This is a genomic window from Agriterribacter sp. (assembly GCF_035444585.1).
GTDB lineage: Bacteria > Bacteroidota > Bacteroidia > Chitinophagales > Chitinophagaceae > Agriterribacter.
Genome location: NZ_DAOMOZ010000010.1, coordinates 1 through 25,052 on the forward strand (window position 1 = coordinate 1; position 25,052 = coordinate 25,052).

Consider the following 25,052-nt stretch of genomic DNA (forward strand, 5'->3'; position numbering starts at 1 on the left):
TACTGTGACTAAATTGATTTACAATTTTAGTCCAGTCTTTCAGGGGGCTAAGACACACCTGTTTTAAAAAACTTAGAACAATTAAATAAGTGAAACAGTACCATGAGATGGTTATTGTTTACTACCCTTTCCTCATCGTATATTACTATTCCATCTAGTAATTCAGTAAGAGGAAACATATCACCATTATACTTATTGTTTAAGTATTGAAAAAAGCCGTATAAGGAAGCCTTATTTTTAATAAGCTCTCGAAAAGAAACTTTTCTATCATTCTTATTTTTACCCACAATATATTCTTGATCGCTAAAAGATACTCCTCTATCAATTAAATAGCTTATAAAAAGTAATCTTCCGATTAGCCTATTAGCTGCTTTAGGCAGCAATTTTAAGCCATCTTGGGCGACTAAAATTCTTCTTGCATCTGTAATATTATTCAGCAGATGAATATCTATGAAGTTTTTCCTTACTCCCAGTTTTTCCAGGGGGAAACCTCGCAACATATTTACAAAGGAGTAGTCATTAAACTCATCAAGTTTAGTACTGCTCTTTATTCTTTTTAATTGGTTGACTCCTGCTGTGAAATCATTACCGTGATATAAATCAAGGGTAGTAGCTCTGTTAATAAATATGACAAGAGATAGATTAAAATTAATAACTCTTTTATGTATGAGCTCTTCTTCTTCAGGAGAAGGATTATCAAAAAATAAAATAAAGGATTGATTAAATGGTTTTGGATGGTCTTTTTCAACCTTTGCATCGTTGAATAAACAATAAAATGCCTTTGGTTTTATAACATCTTTCAGAATCCGGCTAATGCGATACGGAAATTTATGAATCCAAGTTTCGGACTCATTTAAAAAATACAATCCATTTTCCTTATTAATTCCTAGTTTATTATATAATTGATCTAGTCGGCTCATATCAAGGCAATACCTATTTCTTACTTGCTTTTTAGCATTAGTTTATTCCAAAATATTTAAAACAACTTTATGGGCACAAAAACATAATAATCCGGCTGTAATTATTGCTTATTTGCTTAAAGCCAGAATGATTCATAAAACTCAAACATAACCAATAAGTCCAAATATACACACTTTGCTAAATATTTTAGTATTTTATTAATTGTTTTTTTGTAAAGGAGAGCTTTTATAAAATTTGGGTTTAAAATTCTTGTTTTCAGAGGTAAATGCGACTATTTTTGCATTTGCCTCTTGGGCTCGATTTTTAGCCTAAATATCTTAGTATTAGCGACAGATACTAAAGACTAAATAGGCTGGACTACTTGCTGTCTATACTTTTTTCATGTGCTCCAATTTTTTCGGAATAGTTATTCCGCATTTATTTATAAATAGGAGTTGCTTCCGGTCATGGCTATCCCCGCTATTCACTATCCAGGAAGCTAGGGAATACCGCTCGTAAGATTGTGAGCGAAGAAGGTGATTTATTTTGCTCCCAATATCCGTACTCATGGTACGATTATTAAATTGATTTTAAACTAACCAACCCTCAACCCTTCTGCCAATACCCCAAAAATGTGAGGCATCTCTTTACGGTTAGATTCTTAGTAAATCAATTAAATACCTCAGCAGGAAAAACCCATATGTAGCGATAATGATATATAGTACCCACCGCAAAACGGTTCCATAATATTCCTTTGCGCCATGTTCGGGGAAAAGTAAGATCCGTTTTTCCTGTTTTACTTCTGCAGGCTGGGCACGGATCAGTTTTTTTAATTCCTCGATCCTTTCCTCCAAATTTTCTATTTGTTGAATGCCGGGTATTCCCGAATGCTCTTTTTTTAATTCTTCAATATACTCGTTTACTTTAGCAATGTATTCCTTTACATTTGCTGCAAGCATGCTTATGACCTTAGCATTGACTTTGTACTCCTGCGAAAATTCATTAAGTACCATCAGCACATTTTCCTTTTCCTCTTTGTTCAATTTGTTAACATTGGTCTCCATAGTTCGTTCAATATTCATAAAATGATTTTATATTTTTGGCTTTTTCCGCTTCTTTCTTTTATGAGCTTCTTTCAATAGCTCGTAATTAATAGCGTTATCTTCCGGGTATTCGGGTTTTAGTAAGTCAGATATAATACCGCCAATGCCTTTTTGTAATTCGTCAAGTGGTGATTGTTCCCGGAAAGGCGGGTGTTGTGTTTCCTTAATTTTTCGGCGAAGCCGGACATTAGCAGCAATGACTTGTTGATTGGGTGAGCGCTTTTCTATGTGGCGTTCCTGGATTTTACCAACGTCTTTTTGCTTCAATTCCTGCGTTTGACTGCGCTGCAACAGCTTTTGGATTGTCATCAGTGAGTACCCAAGTTCGCTCCCTTTAACCCTCACTTTTTTGTCGTCTATAAAAGTAATACCCCTGCCTTTTATGACCTGGTAGCCCAATTGCTGCATTCCCTTTGCAAACTCATCGTAGTTTTTTGCCTTCTTTAATGTTTGCCCGATATCATATTTCATTTTCTCTTTCCGCCTGTCTTGCCGGGGAATCAGTCTCTGTTCCTTAGACAAAAAGCGCCTTGCACTAAGCACCTCTTGTAGCTTGTACTTTTTTTCCAACCGGCGGCAAAGCCTGTCCATCTTCAAATAATTGTTACTTGTGGTAGCGGCTTTACCCTGATAACCTACCCGGTTCGCCACTAAATGAATATGCTGTCTGTCGGTATCCTTATGCTGGATAATAAGGTACTGGTTATCGGCTACACCAAATTCCGTTGCCAATTCCTGCCCTGCTTCAATTAACTGGTTCCGGTTTAATTGTTCTCCGGGAGGCAGGCTCAGGGATAGATGAAGCACCGGCTTTTCCACCCGCCTGCTCAATCGGGCGACTTCATTAAATTGTTCAGCCAGCTCATATTTGTTGCCGAAACATTTATTGTAAGCCAGCACTTCTGCCCGGTCTTTGTGCTGTAAGCCGTCTTGCAGTGACTTCTTTATTTTTTGCTCTTCCGTTAAGGTTGTCTTGTCCTCCAGGCAATAGCTGATACAATGGAAGAAAGATGCTCCTAACGATATATCACCAATCATTGTAAATACGTTTTGATAAGCCGCGCAACTTCTTTTACTTCCCGTGACAGAATTTCAAGACCGGCACGCTCTGCAGCATTGAGTTCATCCACTACGCTGTTTCGTTTTTTAGCGACTTGGTTAAGGTTTGCCGCCATGTGGTTGAGCGTACCGATAAGCGCCAACACTTCCGTGGGTAATGCTTTTTCGGTGGTGACAACCTGTCCGTTCAGCCCCATCTCCCGGAGAAACTCCGATACAGAAAGTCCCGCTTTTTTAGCATTGGCACAGATCCTTGTCTGCTCGTAGCTGGCGCACTTCAACGTTACCACCTGGTTACGCTTAATGCTTTTGGCTGGACGTCCGCCTTTATTTTTTACCTGTCCATTTGTTTGTGTCATGATCTGTACCTCCTGATTTTTGAATGCGGTTAGCATGAAAAAATCGCTCTCCAAATCCCGCTCTTAAAAGCGGGATGAAGGAGCCGGCGTTTTGGTATTACCAAAACATAGCTGGCTACCTCAAGTCCGGGCATGCGGGAGTGCATTCATCGGTGTTTTAAAGTGCAACAGCTACTGTTTGCGGCTTTTTCAGCGACCGCCTTATGAACTTTTAGCGCCTTTGCCGTCAATGCCTCTTAAATCGCTTTTAAATGCGTTCTAAGCTATAGGACTTTGGTAGCGTTCCGAAGGCCCTCCTTCGTTAATTCGTTGGCAATAAAGTGAAAAGTGATACTCAAAAAGCTCGGTTGCTTCACCTGAAAACCTGTCAGTCGGGGTGTTTTCCGAAAAGACTTGCAGACATTAAAAAGTCGCCACAGCATTATATTTCCCGGTTAAAGATCCTTGGATTGCTGAGTCCGTGTCTCCGGATGTTATCTTTCAATTGCATCCATAACCCGATATTAAAATCCGCTATTTCTAAAATCTCCATTACTGTCAGCCTGTGGGGATTTAAAACTGTTGCTGATGTTTTCGCGGCGGATTGTGGTTTTGCAGGTTTGTCTTCAGATAAAGAGACGGATAGATTAGCGTTCGCTTTTTCTTCCGGTTGCTCTTCAAAAAAGGAAAGAATATTGGGCGCCGCGCCTTCACCTACTTCCAGGCTGCTACCTATAGCCATACTATTGCCATACAATTTGATCTGCTTACCACTGCTAAGCGTCAGGGTTCTTCTTTTAAAATCTGCCATATCATTTGTGTTTTATTGTTTTTGAATGTGATGGTTTGTTGGAGCTGTACAAGCGTTGTTTTTGTTTAAGCTGATGTACATGCCACTCGTTGAGATCATCAAAATCTTTATACAAACTGCTTTTGTCTTCGTAAGCAGGATGGGATTTAATGGCGTGCATGGTACATGCCTGTCCGGCGGTTCCCCGGTCTAGCCAGAGCCGGATGCTGCTATGTGCCTCCATTGTTTGCTTTGCCCTTTGAAAGAATGAAAGGGAATTAAGCACTAAAAAATTACTGGTGAGCGGGTTGTCTTTGAAATGTGAAAGCCAGGAAAGGAAGTCGAAAAAGCCCTCAAATACCTGTAGTTCCTTTTTGCCATTGTCAAAAAAACGAAATGTTTTGGGTGAAGAGCTTCCCTTAAAGTAAGGGTTGCGAAGTTCATAACCACCCATACCGTTAGCGAAACCGATGGCGGTATGCTGTTTTTTGTAAAGATTAAAATCAACTTCCCGGCAAAACTGGTTGGCAAGATCAGGAGCTATGCCCCTTTCATTCAGATAATGCAGCAAACGTGCATTGCTCAACTGCCGGATAGCTGTAATGATAATTTTGCTGTCGGTAATCTTTTCTTTTTCACCCGCAACCGGACTAATACTACTTTCCTTTTTCAATTGCGGGTGAAAAGAAAGATCATTCCGTCTGTAATCCCTGGTTAGCAGTTCCAGGAACCCCCGTACATCTACACGATGATACAGGATGCCAAAATCTATAATATTGCCACCATCTCCGCTACCATGATCATACCAGATATTACTCCTGCGGTTAATTTTAAAAGAGGGTGTTCGCTCTTTGCGAAAAGGAGATAAGTACCAATAATCTTCCCCTCTTGTGTTTATAGCCTGAAGGCCCAGCGAGGACAGATAATCTACCATATCTATCTTCCGGACTTCGGCAACGGTTAGCTTTCTCATTGGTCAGTGTTTAAAAAGTTAGAACGGCGGTTCTGTTTTACGTAGGCTATTACCTCGGAGCGGAGAAAGTACACCCTTCCTCTTTGCTTATGGGACGGCAAACCTCGTTTCATCCAATCGTGCAGGGTAACCAGAGAAATACGAAATATCCCGGCAATTTCCTTGCGGGTCAACAAGGGTTCCTCATCTGGGTTTTCAGGGGAAGTGCTTTTTATGGGTGTATTTTCCAGGCATTCTTTCACAGCCTCCCTGATCCACCGGCGAAAATCATTCTCATTTGGAATAAATAAAGTGTCCATAAAAAGAGTTTTATGGACGCAAAATGGGTTAGAATTAAAGCGAAGTCAATGATAGATAGGTCGTGTATTTTTATAAACTGGATGTGAGGGAGTTACGATGAGTAAAATAAAGCAAACAGGTTATGATAAAGCAGCTTTATTTGCCGTAGAAAAATGACTCCAGGGCCTCTACGAGCTTTTTAACCGGGGGATGGTTCATTCTTAAGCGTTCGTTTTGTTCTCCCACCTTCTTTTGAAGTGTCGGGATTTTGTTGTCACGGAAAGCGTCAAAGTGCTGGTGTAAAATGGTGGCAATATCCATAGCCGTGAATTTTTTGAACAGTTGTTCCGCCTTGGCCATTTCAGGCGGAGCCTGCACCTGCTGCCACAAAATCAGGAGTTGGATAATTTTTTCTTCGTGGTTGCGGTTATTGAGTTCAATTCGTCCGGCGGGCAGACGCTCTGTGATAGACGACATCCGTTCTTCCGTTTCTGCCATGAGTTTTTCTATATAATCACCTAACTGTGCAGAAAGTTTTTGCATAAATTGTTCCACTTCGGCAGGGTTAGGAGCCGGCTGGTCGGTGAAAATTTCTCGTACTCCCTGCTCTATCTCCTGTTTGATAATACCTTTTTGTGATTCCTTCCATTCCTGCTGCTTTTCCTGTACCCATTCAAAAGCCGATTGTAGTTTTTTGAGCTTGGTCTCGGTTATTTTCATTTGCATCCGATCACTTAATTCATAGTGCAGGAACCGTAAAAAATCGTGCTGGTCGGGGTATGCGGAAAAATGAAATTCCAGGAAATGGATAATATCGTACCCTTTGTATTCACATAGCTTATTAAAAAACTCGTTGTAATACCTTTCCCTGTAAGGTTCTTTTGGGAAATACAGGTAGTGATCCGGCCGGTAATCGCCTATTTTATACTGGAAATACGATACAAAGTTTCCTGGCGTCCGGGAGTAAGCAGATCGCCCGAAAATAATAAAGGCAAAAACGCCATTCTTGAGGACGCCAGAAAGTGTAGCATTATAAGTATTCACTAAATAATTTGCAAGCGCAGGGGCGTCAAAATTAGTATCTGCAAAAAGATCAATATCTATTGATTTTCTATGACCCAGTTTTAAAGAAAGAGCAGTGCCGCCAACAAGATTAAACTTAAACAACTCCACATCAAGCATCAACTTTTTTATCAGATCCAGTGTCCCGGTCTCGACTGTTTTCGTGTATAACATAACAGGTTCTCCTTAGGGATAGAAAAATACACACAAACCTTCTCAATAGCATAGTCTGCCAGGAACTTTATCTCGTTTTTTACTGCATGAACCACCTGATCGTATCCGTAGAAACGTATCATCTCCTCCCATTCTTCTTTGCTGCCACGTTCAAATACCCTTTCCATTACAGTCAGATAGTCGCCCATCCAATCAATCTCGTCATATCTAAAGTCCCAAAAAAGACGTTTCGGTAATTGAGGTTTGTTTTGTATTTGTTTATCTATGCCCATATTTTAAAGTTACAAAAATTTTATTGTTCGCTGTTTTTCAGGTAAACCCGTTAACGGCATCCCGATTGACTTCTACGCCAATTCCGAAATCACCCGGGAAATGGCTATTTCATTAGAGGTACCTGAAAAATCATCAGGATTTATTTCCCGTCTCTTATTAAATGCAGTTAGTCTGCCGGCAAGTTCTTTCTTAGTGTCATTGCCAAAACTGTCCAGGTAGTTTTCAGTAGTTCGTATGTCTTCATGCCCCAGCGCCTCCTGTATTACTTCCGTACTGGCTCCTGAACGTTTCAGGACTGTGGCAAAGCTGTGCCTGGCTACGTAGGTAGTCGCCTTCTTGTCAATTCCCAAATTTTGACAAATCTTCACCATCCAGTCGTTAATGAAACGTACAAAAAACTGCACCAGATCATATTGCCTTAGCGGGGTTACTCCCTCATAAAGAATCGGGAATATGTAATTGTCCGGTCTTTTATCCTTGTTACCTAATTCCTCAATGATAGCTGCAATTTCCTCAGTTATATAAACAACAATCGGTTTGGGATCGGAACGGCTCGTTCGCTCCGTTTTTGCGCGCTCAAAAACAATGTATTCTTCCTGTATGTTCTTGTATTTAAGTAATGCTACATCTTTTGGATTAATACCGTTGCTGAAGTAGCAAAACAGCCAGTATGCCTTTGCTTTCTTTTCGCTTTCGCAGGATGGCTTGTAGTAATATATCTGCTCAATATGATTCAACTCCAATGCTTTCTTCTTATTCCTGCTGGTAGGGACTTGATATTTGCGCCGTCCAAAAGGATAACACTTTTCCTTCCGGATAATCCCATTGGCATCTGCTTCATTAAAAATCGTTCTCAATGCACGGGTATATATGCCAATTGTGGTTTTTAACATTCCTCCCTGCTTTGCCCATTGTTCATACCTGTTAAGGTAGTTCACTGTCATATAACTAAGCGTAACATTGCCACTGAACCGCTTAAAAGAATTGTAGGCGCAATGACAACTTAACGCAGTGCCGATCCTGCCTTCGGTAAGGAGTTTCTTTATGTAGGAATTGAATGTAAAAGCAAAGCTTGTTGGGTCTGCAGGCGGTTCCATTAAGATTGGAAATTTCTTATGAAATGGAGTGTAATCAAAGTCATCATTATTTAAGGCCGTAGTTATGACCTTATTTTTTAAATATTTCCGTTGTCGGAATAATGGGTTGTTGAAAACAAAATCCTTTTTAAAATCGTCAAAGCTAAAAGGCTCAAGGATGCTAATAATTTCCTCTGCTTTTCGCTTGATCTCTTTAAGGCTGTCTCTTACTTTTTGCATTTGATCTGATACCCTCGAAGCGGAAAGATTATTATATTCTTTCTCTGTAAGGTCATAAATTGTCTGGTATCGTTGAGGTTCTCCGTTGTAGGTAACGAGCAATTTGACCGGATATTTGCCCGTCTTTTGCTTGATTCTCCGGGTGTCTAATTTAATAACAACTGATGCTGACATAAACACTAATTTTTTCTGGTTCACAATAGCCCTCGCCTCAAAATTTGCCAGTAATTTGCCAGCAAAACATGGCTAAACGACCTTTAGAATGTCTATGTCGAAATTAATGAAATTCATATAAGTTGTTGATAATTAAACGATTAAGTTAAAATAGCTTTATCCCCGTTCAGCTCGGTTAAGTTATAGAGAGGGCTGTTAATCAGAGGGTCGCTGGTTCAAGTCCAGCAGGGGGAACTCGAAAGGTTGGCAGTAGCTGGCCTTTTTTAATTCATGTATTACATCTATATCATCTATTCTCTTTCTGCCGATAAATAACTTATTCATGCCGGGTGCATTTCGTTAGCAGCTTTTGGATAAATGCAAAAAACTACGATGCAGCAGCTTTCGTATATTTTGTCAATAGTCTCAAATACATCTCAGAAGGAAATATCCAGCACTGCGCAGTATAGTAAAAAGAGGCGATTGAAATGAACATCAAAAGCGTAAATGATAAAAGTGTAAAGCGAATACATCTGTATACCGCTCCATATATGCAATGCGTTTGGTTTTCTTTTTAAAGCCCTGACAGAACAGACAACAAAAAGCGGGGATATTAAAATACCGTTAATCATGTCCTGACCTGTAAGATCGTATGCGCCAGTTGGGTGTTTCCATTGCATATATCCACGGTTCAGCCATAGCATATACAGTACTTACAACGATCAGGGCTGCCTGCAGAAAGGATACCCATAAGATAATATTAATTCCCTGGGGAAAAGCACGGGTATTCATACGTTTTATATTGATGTGGGAATAAAAATTGGGGAAGTGATGCCTGGGATGATACAAATATCAGAAATATTTAACCAGCGCAATCCCACCGTAATCCTGCAGGATTTCATCATCTACAAATTGAACATCACCTCCACCCTGTATTATTTTTTCTACGATATCGTCCGGCACATCGTGAATATATGAATATTGGTTGTGCCAATGCAGCTTCGAAATTTTTCTGAGCGCCCCGCTGTTCCTCATTGCAGAAAAATAATTTCTTCCGGTAATTAAAAGCTTTCCCCGACTATTTACAGATTCTTTCCATATTTGTTCAAATCCAAGAACAAGCCGCTCTTTACCGGCTGCAGCTTCCGCTTTCTGAAGCAGCTCTTTCTGTCTTACCCTGTCCCAGTTGTTAATATGCGGCCTGATCAGTTCTCTCAGTTCCGGTACGGAGGCTTCATGGTAGTTGGCGGCTATGTATTCAATAATGGCAGGAATATTGAAACTGAAGGCCCATAATGTACAGATTCAATCAATTCCTGCATACGGTGTTGTAATATGGCTTCCATACAGAATATTTTTATGGAATAAAACTATAGGTATTGCCGCCCGGAAAATTGATGGACGTCAAAGGAATTTTTGATTGTCATCAGCAGCAGCCTGTTGCCCGGATAAGTTTCCAATGCTTTTTGTATTGTTGTAACAATTTCCCCCGGCCGTTTTCATTGATAAAGCTTTAAGGGTTCTCAACAATTGCATTCGCATTAATTGGTTCCCTGGCTACCTGTTATAAGGTTCTCCATTGAGCACGATCACATATCTGAGTGACTCCGGTCATCTGCAGGCAACACCGCAACGTGTAGATTTGAATGCAATTGCACTGCAGCAGTCTATAAAAGTGTACCGGGAGTTCAGGCAAAAAAGTATTAAGTTCTCTATTCCACAAAATATGCAGGCTATGATTCCCGAACACGAGGCTCAGCCCCTCCGGTTGAAAACATACATTGTTCCTCAACCGGCACCAGCACAGGTACCCGTAAAAGTACTCTGCAGCGGGGTATGTCGTACAGATCTTCATATTGCTGACGGTAATTTAAAGCAGCCCGCGCTGTACCTGATCCCCGGCATGAAATTATTGGCCGGATCGTAAAAGGGGTGGGAAGTGCAGTTACGGAAAGAAGACGATATAGTGGCAATACCCCGGCCCGGTTATACCTGCAGCAAATGAATAAACGATGCTTGTTGAAACATAATACAACAACATACCTGATTTGGTGCACGCATAAAACCTGAAACATGGACTTTTCAAAAGACTTTCCTTATAGCGTAAACCCCGACTTTTCGACAAGGGTAGCGTATTTCTGTATGGAGTATGCCATTCATCAGTCGTTGAAGCTGTATGCCGGCGGGTTGGGCTTTTTAGCAGGTTCGCATATGCGAAGCGCTTATGAGCTAAAACAAAATACAATCGGTATCGGTATACTATGGAAATACGGATACTACGACCAGGTACGCAAGGCAGATAAGACCATGGACGTATTGTTCGAGGAAAAGATATATGGTTTCCTTAAAAAAACAGACGTAAAATTCACCATCAGGGTTTCGGGCCACGACGTTTTTGTCACAGCTTATTATTTGCCTCCTGAAGTATTTCAAACAGTACCGGTTTTTTTCCTCAGTACCGATCTGCCTGAAAATGACTATCTCGCTAAAACCATTTGCTACAGGTTGTACGATTCAAATCCTGAATCAAAGCTTGCTGCCGCCATTTTACTGGGACAAGGCGGAGCCAAACTGCTGGAAAAAATAAACTGGTTACCCGATATCTATCACCTGAATGAATCTCATGCCCTTCCACTGGCTTTTTATTTGTTCAAAAAATATAAAGACATGTACCAGGCTTTACGGGATGGTGATGACAGGAAGCTGACCGATCTGAAAAAAATGAACAAAAGAAAATTATTTGAGGAAGTAGCAGACCAGAACGGAGAGATATACGACGAGCATATTTTAACCATTGTGTTTGCAAAACGTTTCGGCAATTACAAAAGACCGGGATTGCTTTTGCAGGATGCAGACCGCTTTCACCAGATCGCACAAAATATCAATCGGCCGGTGCAGATCATTTGGGCAGGCAAGCCATACCCTACCGACTATGAGGCCATAGCGCTTTTTGACCGGATCGTGAACATCAGCAAGACCTACTTCAACTGCGCGGTTTTGATCGGCTATGAACTGAAGCTGTCGGGGCTGCTCAAACATGGAGCGGATATATGGCTCAACGTACCCAGGCTTACCAGAGAAGCTTCAGGTACAAGCGGAATGACGGCAGCGATGAATGGAGCAATCAATGTGTCCACCCTGGACGGCTGGTACCCTGAATTTGCCAAACACCGGTCGAATGGTTATATCCTCACACCTGTTGACGCTGATCTCCCGGATTACCGCCAGGACGAAATTGACGCAAACAATCTCTACAACCTCCTTGAGCAGGATATCATCCCGATGTACTATGATAACCCCGGCGGCTGGCTGTCGCTCATCAAACATTCCATGCAGGATATAATACCGGAATTTGACAGCAAAAGGATGGTAACAGCATATTATGAACAACTGTACTGTGCAGACCATAATATGCAGGAACTATAGGCCGCGGGTTTTACTGACCGGCGTCATACATTCCTTTGATCTGTATTATTACCCCGGCGGGTAAATTGAAATACTTTTGTTTTTCAAGGAACCGTTCGGCTTTGTATTCTTTTCTTTCAGAGACATTTAAACCCGGAATATGATAATCCTGAAGTTAGAGCAGCTTCTTTTTGAAAGCGACACATGGAAAAGAGCCCTCACTTTCATGACAGAAGAAAACATACGCCTGAAAAGCCGCCTGTCGGAAATATTACAGAAAAAAATAGACAAGGCGCTGCTTCCCAGAGCCGAAGAATTCAACAGCAGTTTTTTAAAGCATGATGATCTTATTAAAGTGCTGAGAAACGATATCTCCCGTTTTGACAAATTGCTGACCAGGGAGCAGTTTGAAGAGGGGTCAGTTATCATTGTGGTAGAATCAGGGCTGGAGATTATAAGGAAAAATATCAAAGAGGCGAAGGAAAGGTTCAGCGCTCTGCAACTCGACTTTTATAACCAGATGCGGTTCCCTTCATAAGCAACGAATAACAAGCGCATGCTGTTAGCAATGAACTTAGCTTATCACCCTATGATACCCCTCATCGGTTTTGATGATGACGATCGTTTGAGGGATATTTTTTCAATGATAGATTTGTTTTTTAATTCATAACCATCAAAAATAAAAAATTATGACAACGCAAGCACTTACACGATTACCCGAAAGAATGCCTTCATTCTTCGATGACTTTTTCAGGCCGTGGAATGAGTGGGCAGGAAAAGAAAACGGCTGGAGCACGTTAATGAACCTTCCGGCCGTAAACATTTCTGAACAGAAAAACGAATACCAGTTATCGGTAGCCGTTCCGGGAATGAAGAAGGACGATTTTAAACTGGATGTAGAGGGAAATATTCTTACAATAAGCTCCGAAAAGGAAGAAAGCAAGGAAGAAAAAGACAAGAAATTTACCAGGAAAGAATACAACTATTCTTCATTCAGCCGCTGTTTTACACTGCCAGGTGATGTGGAGAAGGATAAAGCAGAAGCGACATATGAAGAAGGAATATTGAAGGTAAGCTTACCGAGAAAAGCATCTGCAAAAAGTTCACAGGCAAAACATATTGCCGTGAAATGAGGCTGCTGGTTGCAAGGCGCTTCGCCCCGTCTTCTGATGTTGACGGGGTTTTTTACAGCCTGCAATTCATCAATTGAATAATTTCTCCAGTTTGGGCTTATTGAGGATCCTTATCAGCCCTTCATGTATTTCTATTAATTTTTCATTTTTGAAATCGCCAAGTGTTCTTATCAGCGATTCGGTAGCTGTACCGGCAACCGTGGCGAGGTTTTCACGGCTGATATCTATAGCAAATGATTCATCTTTATCCTTCCGGTATTTATTCTGGATCATCAATAGCGCGTTAGCCACTTTCTTCCTTAGTGAGTTGTACGCAAGATTTAAAAGTTGATTTTCCTTTTCAGAAACATTCCTGGCAAGGAGCTGTATAAATTTGTGGGCGATCTGCTGGTTCTTAGCGATCAGTTCATCAAAATCTTCCCGGGGTACAACGGCCAGCTCGGTATCCTCTAAAGCTTCAGCGGTATATTTGTAAGCGGCATTTTCAAGAAGGGCTATATGTCCTACAAAATCTCCGGTGCTAAAAAGCTCCGTTACCAGCTCTTTTCCTTCTTCATTGATCTTAAATGCTTTTACTTTCCCGCTCAATATGTAATAAAGCCTGTTGGGATGATTTCCCTCCGAAAAAATGATCTGTTTTTTTTTATAACGGTTAACATTGCGGTTTTCAGTGAGCATCTGCAATGCAGCTTTCCCGGATGAAGCTTCGAGCAGTTGATGCACCCCATTTAAATCGGCATGAATATCCTTTTTTAGCAGTTCCATCTTTTTCAGGCGGCTGCCAACAGCATTTAACAGCTCAGTTCCGTCAAATGGCTTGGTAAGATAATCGTCTGCTCCCAGATCCATTGCCTTACGCATGTCGTTGCGTTCCGCCTTTGCTGTAAGAAATATAAAAGGAATGTTTTTTGTTGCGTCATTTTTTTGCAAAGCATGAAGCACCCCGTAACCGTCGAGCTCCGGCATCATGATATCACAAATCACCAGGTCGGGTAAATTTTCCAGCGCTTTTGCTACGCCTGCTTTTCCGTTTTCCGCTACTGTTACCTTATAATTTGACAGCTCCAGTATTTCTGCTGTATTGCTTCTGATATCTTCGTTATCCTCAATGATCAAAATTTTTTTCATAATGCATATCATTTTTAGAGAAGGTTATGATAAATGTTGTACCCTTTTGCAGTACACTCGTACATTGAATGGTTCCGTTCATCAGCTCGGCATATTTTGAAATAATATGCAACCCCAGGCCGGTACCCTGGACGTTAGTGGCATTCGTGGCCCGGAAGAAACGTTCCATCAAATGTTTTTGATCTTCTTCGGATATTCCGATACCCTCATCTTTTATAGAAAGAATATATTCTCTTTCACCCGCAAATGTGTGAATGGATATCCGGCTGGATTCGGGAGAGAATTTGCTGGCGTTGGATATAAGGTTCATTACCATGTGCTTTAGTAAGGAAGCATCAAGGAAAAACTCCGGCGCACCCTCGTGGGTGTAATGAATGGTTTGTTCTTTTTTAAGATTGTTCTTTATTTCTTCGGTTACAGAATTAATGAGCTTTTGCACATCGAACTTTGTATATTTAACATGTATCTTTCCTTCCTCGATTTTTCCAACGCTGAGAAAATCGTTCAGGATATCGGTCAGCATATTTACCGATGAAATGATCCGTTTTAAATGCCTTTCACGTTTGGGCTGCCCCTCTCCGGTATTGTATTGCTCCAGCAGGTAGACGGAAGACAGCACAGTGCTCAGGGGTGTTCTGAATTCGTGAGAAGCCATTGAAACAAATCTTGACTTTAACTCGCCGAGCTCTTTTTCTTTTTCCAGTGACCTGGAAAGCTCTTCCTTGGAAATTTGCAGTTGCTGTATGGCATGCTTCAGCTCTACCGTTCGCTGCTCCACGGCTTCTTCCAGCTCATCATTCAACTTTTTTATTTCCAGCTCGGCTTTCTTTCGGATGGAGATATCGTTTATAAAAGCTATTATGTATTGATGTCCGTTCCTTGCATAGGTGCTCAGGCTCACTTCCACCGGAAATTCCGTTCCATCCTTTTTTACAGCAAACAGATCCATCCCCAGTCCCATGGGTCTGCTTTGGGAATGTGTTGTGTATCCTTTCCTGTGCTGTAAATGTTTTGCATGAAATGTTTGCGGTATCAATGCCTCGATCTTTTTGTTTATAATTTCTTCTTTTTGGTAGCCGAACAACGTTAAACCAAACCGGTTAATGCTTATGATCTCAGCTTCTTTATTCAGTTCTAAAATACCCATGCAGGCATGTTCCAGCACAGCTTCAAGCTGTTGCTTTTGCTGAGCTATCCTTTGTTCGCTTTCTTTGATATTGTCTATTCTGTCAATCACAGCCAGGTAATATGATTTGTTGTTGTTGGTAAATGCCCTGAAGATCAGTTCCGCCCAAAATGGTTTCCCATTTTTTGACACATATTCAACCTGCTCGTGGAAAGATCCTTCTTCGGCTATTCTGATACGATACAAAAGCTGTGTATCAGTAAGCTTTTCTTTTCTTGATGCAAAAACGGGCAACAGGTTGATCTTATCAGAGGTGTTGATGTCAAATACTTCGCTCCAGGCTCTGTTACAAAAGATGATATGCCCGGATGCTTTCTCAATTACTGCCGCACCTTCCTTAATGCCGTTACATAAGGCTACTAAAAAGTTATTTTTTAAACTGTTTGCAAGATTGTGGACAGCATCCATAGCGGAATATTTAATACTACCGGCAGAAAATACGCTCTTACAAGGAACAGCAAATAAAACCGGAAAGAGACGGTCACGATACCTAAAGATCAGGTGTCGGGCCATCTCCGTTTCAGTGTTCATTTTCCTTTATTGCCGGCGATCATACATTTCTATGCAAGCTAATACCGCCGGTATGAAATTAAAATGATCAAGCTCATAAAAAGGGGTAACAACCGTCAGCAAGCTGCCTGTTCCGCCATAACACACAATAAGATATCCGCATCCTTCTTATGACACAGTTGTATCAGGGTTCATGGTAGCGACGGTGCCGCAAGCTACGCCGTACAACAGGGTGCTTTCCTGCTTATGGGTACCTGCCGGTCGCGGAGAAGGGTATTTAACACATATATTCCTGCCATTTCCCCTCATTTGAACGTTACCCGTTCAATAAGCTTATATAGTCATTCATCAATAAAAGGTATTTTTCTGCAGACTTAAGGGCTTTCGTCTTATCATCATCGCTGACGGCGCTCTTTGCCCTGAGGCTGTTAACTTTTGCCCGTATATTGGCCCTGTAACTTTTATAATAAATGAACAACCTCCTGTCGGCCTCGTTAGCCGCCACCAGGAAAAATTTATTATAGTATTCAAAAAACAGATCGGAAAACTCCTTTTTGCCGAATGCCTCCAGGTCCATACATAGAAATGCAATTTCATTTAACACATCAATCTGCCGGAAATCATCATTGAATTCAATGCAATCGAATGGTTGCGGCTCCGGTAATAAAAAGATATTCCTGGAATGCAGGTCGCCGTGGCAATCCCTGTAGAAGCCGTCATGCTGCCTTTTGGTGAAGACTGCCTGGTTTTGTTGAATAAATGCATCGGATGTTCTGAGAGAACGATCAATAATGTTCCCGCTCTTAGCCCCAAGGTTTTTTTTGAGAAACGCTTTTTGCGCCGCCAGATCATTAAATGCTTCCCGCATGTCGGGAAGATCCCGTTTGTGTATAACGGTTGTATTTGTATGAAAAGAAGCAATTTTCTGTGACAGCCGCCAAATGTCGTTCTCTGTTATTTTATTATTCATCAAAAGAATATCCATTTGTTTATCCCGGTCAACTTTGTTCATTCTTACGGCATGGTCAATCAAAGACCCTTTATCGCCTCCCACAATAAAGCAACCGTTCAATTCATAAACAGGTTGCACATCCAGGTATATATTCTCCGTGAGCCTTTTGTTTAAATTTATTTCCTTTTCGCAATAGTATTTTCGCAGTTCCCGGGTTGAAAAATCAAGAAATGAATAATGAACCGGTTTTTTGATTTTATAAACGAATTGACCACAAAGAATAACCCACGATATATGCGTCTCAATCAGTTCCCGGGGATGTGCCGGACCCGGGAATTTTCCATCATATACTAATTTATTGATCTGCTCCGTCGTCATTCTTCAAATATTGTGTGGCTTTTTGCAGCATGGCGCCTATGTTTTTATTGGTTGACTCAAGGATCAAATGAGGTGCATTGAGCGGTTCCCATTGTTGGCGGATACTTTTATACACTTCGAAGTTTGCTTCACTGTCCGGCCTTTCTTTCTTCAATCGTTGCATAATTGTTCTTTCATCGGCAACAACTTCAATAAAAAAAATACCGGTTTCGTCTTTTATCCCCGCTACAAACAATTCCCGTGTTTCATTTCTATGAAATGTGGCATCCAGAACAACATTTCTGTTCTGCCCTGTTGCCGCTTTCGCCTGCTGGAGCATTTCACTGTATACAAATGCTTTTTCTGTGTCAGTGTAGCTCCTCTCGCGAAACATTTCCTTTCTCAGGAGGTCACTGTTTATATGAACCGCATGCATCATGTCTGCAAGCCGCGATGCAAAATAACTTTTCCCTGACCCCGGTAAGCCAAAAACAATTATCACCATATAACAAATATCCGGATTCAAACTTACACTTACAACAAACCCTTACCTGTGACAGTTGTCATAACAGGCTTTGATGATCTCACAGATCTCACCAATTGTCTTTTGCGCAACATCTCCTAACCTTTACCGGACCGGGCTACCTGTTTCGATCATTTAATTTTACACCAGCCGATAGCATGAGTACTATCAGGATTTAGATTGATGGTCATCATCATTGCCGGGTAGCATTTGAAATAGATTTGTGCTTCTAAATAAAGCGGCTTGAAACAGATCAACCACTATATTCTACATAAATCAATACAATGAAGCGCTTATTGGTTCCTACTGATTTCTCTTCCTGTGCAGGCAATGCAATAAATTTTGCAGCAGGGATAGCTAAAGTACTGTCTGCAGAGATCGTGCTTCTTAACGTATATGAACATGCCGGATCAGCCTACGCGGATTATGTAGGATTGAATAAGGAGTTTAAAGCGGCAATGATGAATGAGAGATCGCTGAAATTAAAACAATTGCAACAGAGCATTGAACAAACAGAAGGCATTGCAGTATCGGTTGTGCAATATGAAGGCCCGGTAAAAGAGAGCAGCATAAAATCAGCACCATGGCCGGGAACTGCAAAAAAATTATCACGATAATAACCTTGTAACAGTGTATTTATCGGGGAATGATTTTGAAAACGCCATAGAGCAGTATATCAATACAAATGGCATAAAGCTGCTGGCAATGGTAACTTATCAGCGCAGCTTTTTTGAGAGGCTGTTTTATCCGAGCATATCAAAAAAAATGTCTTATCATACAAAGATCCCATTGCTGGTTATTCCTGCAGAAAAATAAATGAACAAAATCTTTCAAGGCAGGGAGAGCGCCTTATCATTACCGCCAATTGTGCTCTGCTCTTTTAACAATAACCCGCCATATTCCATCGTAAAAAGTGAGAGGACATATGTGGGAATTTCATGTTTATTGTCTGTCATTGTGTAGTTGAATCAAAAAATATTCATTGCCTATGCGGTTTTTCCGTTATGCGGATTACTTTTTTTCAACATACCGATTGTGTTCATCAATGTATTTCCCGTTGCTGCACCGTCATCAACTACAACCAACGTTGGTTTTGGAGGTAAGATGACGTTAAAGCTTTGATAAATTTCCTTTGTACCGGTTGTTGCTACCGTGTTCATGATCTGAGAATTTAGCCATTAAAAATTTCTCCTCAATTTAAATCGAAACTGCGCGGGGTCCAATGACTACAATCAACGGAATCGTTGACAGCCCTCATCACATTAAGCTCGAAAGCTTAAGTACCCTTAATAAAATCAGATGTATTCTCCATTCCTCTGCCAAAGAAACGCGCTTTGCGGAAAGTGAGGCATTTAATGCTCTTCGATTGCGTGTTAGTGCTAAAGATCCTGCCCATTATCAATATTCAGCTCATCCGAAGTAATTTTACCGGACAGTTCTGACCAGAGAGCAAAAGGAATCCCTGTAACAAATAAACAATAGATTTTTAAAAATTACCTATTTTTCACCTGAAAGAAAAACCATGAAGAAAATAGGATTCTTATCATTCGGGCATTGGGCCAACCATCCTGCCTACAGCACCCGCACTGCGGGTGATACGTTGCTTCAGTCCATTGACCTGGCCGTTGCTGCCGAGGAAATTGGCTTAGACGGCGCCTATTTCAGGGTGCATCATTTTGCAGCACAGCTGGCATCGCCATTTCCTTTGCTTGCGGCTATCGGCGCTAAAACGAGCAAAATAGAAATTGGAACGGGTGTAATTGATATGCGTTATGAAAATCCGCTGTATATGGTGGAAGATGCCGGCGCTGCCGATTTAATTTCGGAGGGGCGGTTGCAATTGGGCATCAGCAGGGGTTCGCCGGAACAGGTAATAGACGGGTGGCACTATTTTGGATATGAGCTGCAGGAGGGAGAGACCGACGCGGATATGGGACGCCGTAAAGCGCTGGAATTCCTGGATAAGCTGAAGGGCATTGGGTTTGCGCAGCCTAATCCCTACCCTATGTTCCCGAACCCGCCGGGGCTGCTGCGCCTGGAGCCCCACTCCGAAGGATTACGGGAACGTATCTGGTGGGGAGCGGCATCTAATGCCACGGCTGTTTGGGCAGCAGAGAACGGTATGCACCTTCAAAGCTCTACTTTAAAATACGATGAAAGCGGCAAGCCTTTCCATGTACAGCAGGCCGAGCAGATCAGACTATATAAAGAAGCATGGAAAAAGGCGGAGCACCGGCGCGAACCGAGGGTTTCGGTGAGCCGTTCTGTTTTCGCACTGGTAACCGACCAGGACCATTATTATTTTGGGCAGGAAGCCAACCGGACCGATAAGATCGGGATGATAGAGCAGGACAAACGCGCCATTTTCGGAAGAAGCTATGCTGCGGAACCGGATCAGCTCATAAAGGAATTGGCAGAGGACGAAGCCATCCGGGAAGCAGATACTTTACTTTTGACAATACCTAATACGTTGGGTGTTGATTATAATGTGCATGTGCTGTCTTCTATTTTAAAGTACGTAGCACCCGCACTGGGCTGGCGCTGATTTTAGCCTGGGAAAAAGATAACAAGGCCAATAACGATATTGCAGTCAATTACAGGCAATCCATTGAATAATGAGATTTGACAAATTCATACCGGCAGACAAATTAAGGCCATATATTAAATATTTTGCGGTGTCGGAGCATGATACGGAAGGGGCATATAAGGTTTTTCCATCTTCAGGACTGGTTATCGGGTTTCAGTACAAAGGACAACTTGCAACGCTTAAAGATAATATGGAGAGCAAGCTGGCTTCTGCAGGAATTACAGGCATCTCCGGCAGCTATAAGATTTTTAAAAACTCTGCTGACATCGGTACCATTTTGGTTTTTTTCACCGAAACCGGCTTTACACATTTTGCTTCACATCCGGCTAACGAGCTTTTCAATCAAAGCATTTCTCTTGACCATATTTTCGACAGGAATGCTATTGCTCAAATGGAAGAGCAACTGGGCCTGGTTCACACCGACAAACAACGTGTCCGGGCTGTTGAAAAATTTATGCTGTCACAACTGAAACACATTCATACAGACAGGCTTATTGCTGAAGCAGTAAAGCTGATCTACCAGAGCAATGGAACGGTCAGAATTAAAGAACTGAATGAAAAGCTGTTTATCAGCCAAAGCCCTTTTGAAAAACGGTTCAGGAAAGTTGTTGGCACCACTCCTAAAAAGTTTGCTTCCATTGTTCGCTTCAATTCTGTGCTTGACAACCTCAGCAAAGCCGGGTCATTGACAGAAATATGCTACGGGAACAACTTCTTTGACCAGGCACATTTCATTAAAGACTTCAGGCAATTCACAGGAGATACTCCCGAAAATTTCAAACGCGTCCTGTAGAAAAACGATTTTTTACAATCACAGGGATTTCAGCTGCTGCACTTTTGCGTAGTAATCTTACTGCAAGAGCAACAGACGGGAAAATGTTAAACAACGATGGTTCCGTCATGTTCAGGCACTATGATTCCGTGTGATTCAACAATCGCTCAGCAATTAAAAATAATGAAAATGTTTACGGCAGAACAAATCAAAGCAGCCCACAGCAAAGTGAAGTCGGGCGCAGACTTCCCTTCTTATATTCAGGAAATTAAGGCGTTAGGTGTTACTCATTATGAAACTTATGTATCAGACGGTCACATCAACTACCATGGTGATAACGACCATACAGCAAAAGTGCCTGCAAAATATGATCCGCTGGTCATTGCAGGCACCGTTCAGGGGGAGCAGTTTAAAGCAGCATTAGCAGCCCACCAGCAGGGCAAAACAGATTTCCTGACTTTCATTAAAACCTGCGCAAGGTTTGGCATTGATAAGTGGGCCATCTGTATGAGCAAAATGACCTGTACTTATTATGACAAAGCGGGCAATGAAATTTTGGTTGAAGAAATCCCGCAGTAAAACTGCCTGCAGTATTGCATCAGCAACAGTGTGCCCGGCATACAATAAGCCTCATCACGATTCAGCGTATCTTCTGTGACCAGTCCGCAAAGAAAATATAGCTGAAGCCGACTTCTCGAAGTTAAAAAAGAAAAGCCGGGGTCATTTATCAAAATCCGGGTAAGGCAGGCCCCTGCCGGTCTCGCAAAGCAATTTCAGGCTCCTGAAAAAAAGTGCCCAGGCATAAGAGCATGAAGCAAATTCGGGTGTAAAGGCTTTCCACCCGTCGTGGTGAAACAACAATACGGTTCCTTTAGCGTGTGGCTCCAGCTCAAAACTCAGGGTGGTACCAATCCATTCTTCCTGGGCCCTGAGGCAAAGCCATTTTACTTTGCTGTATGGTTTTAATTCCTCTATTTTCATCTCCTTAAAATAGCTTGCACCAAAGGCAAATCTTGCAATGCTGCCCGGTTCAGGCTTTGCTATTGTTTCAGGGGTCCACCACCCCTGCAAGCCTTTCTGTGTTGTCAGAGCTTCATATACGGTTTCTGCCGGCGCTTCGATCAGCAGCCTGTGATAAATGCTTTTCGGCGTTGCCTGTTTTGTTGTATCATCTTCGGGCATTGGTGTTTCCGGACGCGCTGCTTCATCTTCTGGTGTAGGCTTTCCTTTACCTGTTGTAATCAGTTCTTTTAAGCTGCCCTGTATATAATGCGTCCAGGCATCGTGGCAAATTTTGTAGCATTCATATGCCGGCACCAATCCCCGGTGCGTAAATGTCAATTGCGTTTGGCCGTCCTTTTCAGCGATCTCAAAGATTATATCCGTGTCTTTCCATTCGCTTTTGTCTTTGGTGAACTTAAAATAATTGTCTGTCACATGCCAGGTCACTTTTTTGTCCGGAACCATCTCCGTGATCTTTATTTTACAAATATGCACATCCTGGTAATGGTATGAAAATTCACTGTTGAGCTTATCTGTACCTCCGTCAATATTTTCAGACCACCAGCCACGTACATTATTGACAGCATTAAAAACTTCCTGCGCTGTTGCGCCTGTTACAACTGTTGTTGTGAAATCCTGATTTTTCATGATCTTATATTTTCTTATATTTATTAATGAACTGATTTTCCCTGACCTGATCAGTTTTATCTTTTGCAAATCGTTGTTCAATTACCCGTTCAATTGTATCTGCTCCTGCAAAGGTATTGTCTGAACCATGCTTATACCGTGTGCAAATCAGACATTTTAGCGGGTTGATTTGGACATGTTTGTTTTTTAACTTTGCAAAAAAGACAATCTGTGAAACATATTACCATTTTAGTGCCTGAAGGACAGAACAATCTCAGCAGCATTGTCGGTACCTATAAGATCCTCACAAGAGCCAATGCCTATCGGAAAGAAAACGGTAAAAGAGCGCTGTATACCATTGAGCTGGCGGGCATTTCAAAAAAAGTAAGCTTTCATGATGACCTGTTTACCGTGCACCCACATAAGCACATTTCCGACATAGCACAAACCAGCCTGATCATCATCCCGTCTTTGAACCATAATTATCAAAAAGCGGTAAAAGCAAACCGGCCGTTGATTGACTGGATTGAGAAGCAATATAAAAACGGCGCGGAAACAGCCAGCATATGCACAGGTGCATTTTTGCTGGCTTCATCGGGTTTGCTGAACGGTAAAACCTGCTCCACACATTGGGCGTTTGCCGATACATTCAGAACAATGTTCCCGGCGGTTAATTTGCAACCCGACAGATTGATCACAGACGAAAATGGTATTTATACCAATGGCGGCGCCTATTCTTTCCTGAACCTTATCCTTTACCTGGTAGAAAAATATTTCGACAGGCAAACGGCTATCTTTTGCTCCAAGGTGTTCCAGATTGAAATGGACAGGCAAAGCCAATCTGCATTTATAATATTCGCAGGACAAAAGTCGCATAACGATGAAGTGATCAGGCAGGCGCAAACCTATATTGAAAACAACCTGCAGGAGAAAATATCTATAGAAGCGCTGTCTTCAAAGCTGGCTGTAGGCAGGCGAAATTTTGACAGGCGATTCATTAAAGCTACCGGTAATACGCCGGTTGAATATGCACAAAGAGTAAAAATGGAAGCAGCAAAAAAAGCACTTGAAACAAGCCGCAAAAACATCAGTGAGGTAATGTACGAAGTAGGCTATTCGGATGTAAAAGCATTCCGGGAAGTATTCAGGAAAATAACAGGCATGTCGCCCCTGGATTACAAGAACAGGTATAATAAAGAAGCGATGGCAAGCTATTGACTGTGTTGCATGTTAAAATAACAATGGCCGGTTACCGTGGTTGTTATTTACGAATACGATGTATTGATTGATTGTGATACTCTTTGCTTATAATGTGATGGAGATTCACCTGTATATTTCTTGAACTGCCGGTTGAAATTAGACATATTCTTAAACCCGCTCTCGTAACAGTTTTGAGCAATATTATACCTGTCTTCCAAAAGGAGCTTACGTGCATAGCCGATCCTTACTTCATTAAGAAAAGTAGAAAATCCTTTTCTTGTGCAGGCTTTGAAAAACCGGCAAAAAGAGGGAACAGACATATTGGCTACTTTGGCAGCATCAACCAGTGAAATGTCTTTTTTAAAGTTTTCCATAATGTATTCATGAACTTTTGCAAGCCGGTCATCGGCGGATACGGCAGCCTGCTGCACAAAACCGGAGTTTGCCAAAAGCCGGATCTCCTTTGAAACGGAAAGCATTTCGAGTATGGTAAGCAGAAGAATAATACGTCTGTGTCCGCCTGAGGATTGCATTTCCTGCATCATATCCGCGATCTTCTCACGGGTTTTACCCAGAACTTTTACCCCGAGCCTGGCTTTGTCAAAAAGCTGCTTTACATAGATCATCTCCGGGAGATTAAAGAAGTCTCTGCCTAAAAAATCTTCTTTAAAATGTATAACGATAGCTTCCGCTGTTAAGTTTGAATTTTTCTGGTAATAACCCGGATCGTTTTGATAAGCATGGGGCAGATTGGGTCCCATGAACACCAGGTCACCGTCAGAAAATCGCTCAATGCTATCACCAACCGTTCTCTGCCCGGTACTTTTTAAAACCAATACCAATTCATATTCCGGGTGATAATGCCAGGGAGTAGGATAGTATGGATAAACATCTTTTTGCACTACAAAAGAGTACATGAGCTCTAAGATCAGCTTTTCCTGCCGTGGCTTCATATTTTAAATATTAATAAAAGTATTTTAGAGGTGCGGCTTTTCTTCTCTTCGGGGTAGTTGATCAGGCGTAATTTAATTTCTGTTCATTTCTCTTGCCGGTCTCCGAAGATAAAAAAAATTTTGTACACATATTTAATACTTAGGTATAAGCCGGGTAAAGTCAAAATATTTGCATGAATTGGTGAAAAAGTATCAACCCTGAGGCTTTTGACATTTTATATTTGTTACAGCTAACTTTTATTGAAAAAGCAGTGATTAAAACAGCATGCTGATTTGGATCGGCCCTATTAAAAGTAT

General features: G+C 41.6%; 29 protein-coding genes. 10 read left to right on the top strand and 19 right to left on the bottom strand.

Annotation, left to right across the window (positions count from 1 at the left end):
* Positions 1-47: 47 nt before the first annotated feature.
* From PLH26_RS01935 to PLH26_RS01985, 12 genes are all read right to left on the bottom strand, one after another.
* On the bottom strand, positions 48-920 hold the full coding sequence (locus tag PLH26_RS01935) for a hypothetical protein (protein WP_324584290.1): 873 nt from the start codon (positions 918-920) through the stop codon (positions 48-50).
* A gap of 633 nt (positions 921-1,553) precedes the next feature.
* A complete protein-coding gene (locus PLH26_RS01940) occupies positions 1,554-1,982 on the bottom strand; it encodes a hypothetical protein (protein WP_324584291.1) in 429 nt (142 codons plus the stop codon).
* A gap of 9 nt (positions 1,983-1,991) precedes the next feature.
* Positions 1,992-3,041, bottom strand: a complete 1,050-nt coding sequence (locus PLH26_RS01945) for a relaxase/mobilization nuclease domain-containing protein (protein ID WP_324584292.1) — start codon at positions 3,039-3,041, stop codon at positions 1,992-1,994.
* On the bottom strand, positions 3,038-3,475 hold the full coding sequence (locus PLH26_RS01950) for a plasmid mobilization protein (RefSeq protein WP_324584293.1): 438 nt from the start codon (positions 3,473-3,475) through the stop codon (positions 3,038-3,040). The genes PLH26_RS01945 and PLH26_RS01950 overlap by 4 nt, the downstream gene beginning before the upstream one ends.
* A gap of 367 nt (positions 3,476-3,842) precedes the next feature.
* Entirely contained in the window at positions 3,843-4,211 is a 369-nt protein-coding gene (locus PLH26_RS01955; RefSeq protein WP_324584294.1) for a hypothetical protein, read from the bottom strand.
* Position 4,212: 1 nt separating this feature from the next.
* Complete coding sequence (locus PLH26_RS01960; RefSeq protein WP_324584295.1) at positions 4,213-5,163, bottom strand: DUF8464 domain-containing protein; 951 nt, start codon at positions 5,161-5,163, stop codon at positions 4,213-4,215.
* On the bottom strand, positions 5,160-5,462 hold the full coding sequence (locus tag PLH26_RS21690) for a helix-turn-helix domain-containing protein (RefSeq protein ID WP_502876357.1): 303 nt from the start codon (positions 5,460-5,462) through the stop codon (positions 5,160-5,162). Before PLH26_RS21690 ends, PLH26_RS01960 begins: the two co-directional genes overlap by 4 nt.
* A 136-nt stretch (positions 5,463-5,598) precedes the next feature.
* A complete protein-coding gene (locus tag PLH26_RS01965; protein WP_324584296.1) occupies positions 5,599-6,615 on the bottom strand; it encodes a nucleotidyl transferase AbiEii/AbiGii toxin family protein in 1,017 nt (338 codons plus the stop codon).
* A 20-nt stretch (positions 6,616-6,635) separates the two neighbouring features.
* Positions 6,636-6,950, bottom strand: coding sequence for a DUF6922 domain-containing protein (locus PLH26_RS01970; protein WP_324584297.1), 315 nt, complete (start codon positions 6,948-6,950; stop codon positions 6,636-6,638).
* A 72-nt stretch (positions 6,951-7,022) separates the two neighbouring features.
* Complete coding sequence (locus PLH26_RS01975) at positions 7,023-8,441, bottom strand: tyrosine-type recombinase/integrase (protein WP_324584298.1); 1,419 nt, start codon at positions 8,439-8,441, stop codon at positions 7,023-7,025.
* A gap of 603 nt (positions 8,442-9,044) precedes the next feature.
* Positions 9,045-9,212 carry a hypothetical protein gene (locus PLH26_RS01980; protein ID WP_324584299.1) on the bottom strand — a complete coding sequence of 56 codons (168 nt, stop codon included), beginning with the start codon at positions 9,210-9,212 and terminating at the stop codon, positions 9,045-9,047.
* Between the two features lie 60 nt (positions 9,213-9,272).
* Entirely contained in the window at positions 9,273-9,455 is a 183-nt protein-coding gene (locus PLH26_RS01985) for a hypothetical protein (protein ID WP_324584300.1), read from the bottom strand.
* Positions 9,456-9,999: 544 nt separating this feature from the next.
* On the opposite strand from PLH26_RS01985, the gene PLH26_RS01990 reads away from it, so the two are divergent.
* The 4 genes from PLH26_RS01990 (at position 10,000) to PLH26_RS02005 (ending at position 12,958) form a co-directional block, all read left to right on the top strand.
* The gene (locus PLH26_RS01990; RefSeq protein ID WP_324584301.1) at positions 10,000-10,347 is read left to right on the top strand and encodes a hypothetical protein; all 348 of its coding nucleotides are present in this window, start codon (positions 10,000-10,002) and stop codon (positions 10,345-10,347) included.
* A gap of 146 nt (positions 10,348-10,493) precedes the next feature.
* Positions 10,494-11,846 (top strand): alpha-glucan family phosphorylase, encoded by a 1,353-nt coding sequence (glgP, locus tag PLH26_RS01995; RefSeq protein ID WP_324584302.1) that lies wholly within the window; start codon positions 10,494-10,496, stop codon positions 11,844-11,846.
* A 139-nt stretch (positions 11,847-11,985) separates the two neighbouring features.
* Positions 11,986-12,363, top strand: coding sequence for a hypothetical protein (locus PLH26_RS02000; RefSeq protein ID WP_324584303.1), 378 nt, complete (start codon positions 11,986-11,988; stop codon positions 12,361-12,363).
* Positions 12,364-12,514: 151 nt separating this feature from the next.
* Complete coding sequence (locus PLH26_RS02005) at positions 12,515-12,958, top strand: Hsp20/alpha crystallin family protein (RefSeq protein WP_324584304.1); 444 nt, start codon at positions 12,515-12,517, stop codon at positions 12,956-12,958.
* Between the two features lie 69 nt (positions 12,959-13,027).
* Here PLH26_RS02005 and PLH26_RS02010 read toward each other — a convergent pair whose 3' ends face one another.
* The 4 genes from PLH26_RS02010 to PLH26_RS02025 all read right to left on the bottom strand — a co-directional run bounded on the left by PLH26_RS02010 (position 13,028) and on the right by PLH26_RS02025 (position 17,596).
* On the bottom strand, positions 13,028-14,086 hold the full coding sequence (locus PLH26_RS02010; RefSeq protein ID WP_324584305.1) for a response regulator: 1,059 nt from the start codon (positions 14,084-14,086) through the stop codon (positions 13,028-13,030).
* Positions 14,064-15,680: a sensor histidine kinase gene (locus PLH26_RS02015; RefSeq protein ID WP_324584306.1), complete on the bottom strand. Its 1,617-nt coding sequence runs from the start codon at positions 15,678-15,680 to the stop codon at positions 14,064-14,066. Before PLH26_RS02015 ends, PLH26_RS02010 begins: the two co-directional genes overlap by 23 nt.
* 418 nt (positions 15,681-16,098) lie before the next feature.
* Positions 16,099-17,112: a hypothetical protein gene (locus PLH26_RS02020; RefSeq protein WP_324584307.1), complete on the bottom strand. Its 1,014-nt coding sequence runs from the start codon at positions 17,110-17,112 to the stop codon at positions 16,099-16,101.
* Positions 17,090-17,596 carry a P-loop nucleotide/nucleoside kinase family protein gene (locus tag PLH26_RS02025; protein WP_324584308.1) on the bottom strand — a complete coding sequence of 169 codons (507 nt, stop codon included), beginning with the start codon at positions 17,594-17,596 and terminating at the stop codon, positions 17,090-17,092. Before PLH26_RS02025 ends, PLH26_RS02020 begins: the two co-directional genes overlap by 23 nt.
* 302 nt (positions 17,597-17,898) lie before the next feature.
* Between PLH26_RS02025 and PLH26_RS02030 the strand changes: the two genes are divergently transcribed.
* Together PLH26_RS02030 and PLH26_RS02035 are read left to right on the top strand one after the other, a co-directional pair.
* Complete coding sequence (locus PLH26_RS02030; protein ID WP_324584309.1) at positions 17,899-18,231, top strand: universal stress protein; 333 nt, start codon at positions 17,899-17,901, stop codon at positions 18,229-18,231.
* Between the two features lie 13 nt (positions 18,232-18,244).
* On the top strand, positions 18,245-18,430 hold the full coding sequence (locus PLH26_RS02035) for a putative universal stress family protein (RefSeq protein ID WP_324584310.1): 186 nt from the start codon (positions 18,245-18,247) through the stop codon (positions 18,428-18,430).
* A gap of 170 nt (positions 18,431-18,600) precedes the next feature.
* On the opposite strand, the gene PLH26_RS02040 is transcribed toward PLH26_RS02035, so the two are convergent.
* Complete coding sequence (locus tag PLH26_RS02040; protein ID WP_324584311.1) at positions 18,601-18,774, bottom strand: hypothetical protein; 174 nt, start codon at positions 18,772-18,774, stop codon at positions 18,601-18,603.
* A gap of 362 nt (positions 18,775-19,136) precedes the next feature.
* On the opposite strand from PLH26_RS02040, the gene PLH26_RS02045 reads away from it, so the two are divergent.
* The 3 genes from PLH26_RS02045 (at position 19,137) to PLH26_RS02055 (ending at position 21,552) form a co-directional block, all read left to right on the top strand.
* On the top strand, positions 19,137-20,159 hold the full coding sequence (locus PLH26_RS02045) for an LLM class flavin-dependent oxidoreductase (RefSeq protein WP_324584312.1): 1,023 nt from the start codon (positions 19,137-19,139) through the stop codon (positions 20,157-20,159).
* Between the two features lie 70 nt (positions 20,160-20,229).
* Positions 20,230-20,994, top strand: coding sequence for a helix-turn-helix domain-containing protein (locus tag PLH26_RS02050; protein ID WP_324584313.1), 765 nt, complete (start codon positions 20,230-20,232; stop codon positions 20,992-20,994).
* 168 nt (positions 20,995-21,162) lie between these two features.
* On the top strand, positions 21,163-21,552 hold the full coding sequence (locus PLH26_RS02055; protein WP_324584314.1) for a DUF1398 domain-containing protein: 390 nt from the start codon (positions 21,163-21,165) through the stop codon (positions 21,550-21,552).
* Positions 21,553-21,693: 141 nt separating this feature from the next.
* Here the strand turns inward: PLH26_RS02055 and PLH26_RS02060 are convergent, their stop codons facing one another.
* Positions 21,694-22,623 (bottom strand): SRPBCC family protein, encoded by a 930-nt coding sequence (locus tag PLH26_RS02060; protein WP_324584315.1) that lies wholly within the window; start codon positions 22,621-22,623, stop codon positions 21,694-21,696.
* Between the two features lie 210 nt (positions 22,624-22,833).
* On the opposite strand from PLH26_RS02060, the gene PLH26_RS02065 reads away from it, so the two are divergent.
* A complete protein-coding gene (locus PLH26_RS02065) occupies positions 22,834-23,820 on the top strand; it encodes a GlxA family transcriptional regulator (RefSeq protein ID WP_324584316.1) in 987 nt (328 codons plus the stop codon).
* A gap of 47 nt (positions 23,821-23,867) precedes the next feature.
* On the opposite strand, the gene PLH26_RS02070 is transcribed toward PLH26_RS02065, so the two are convergent.
* Positions 23,868-24,755: an AraC family transcriptional regulator gene (locus PLH26_RS02070; protein ID WP_324584317.1), complete on the bottom strand. Its 888-nt coding sequence runs from the start codon at positions 24,753-24,755 to the stop codon at positions 23,868-23,870.
* Positions 24,756-25,052 lie beyond the last annotated feature (297 nt).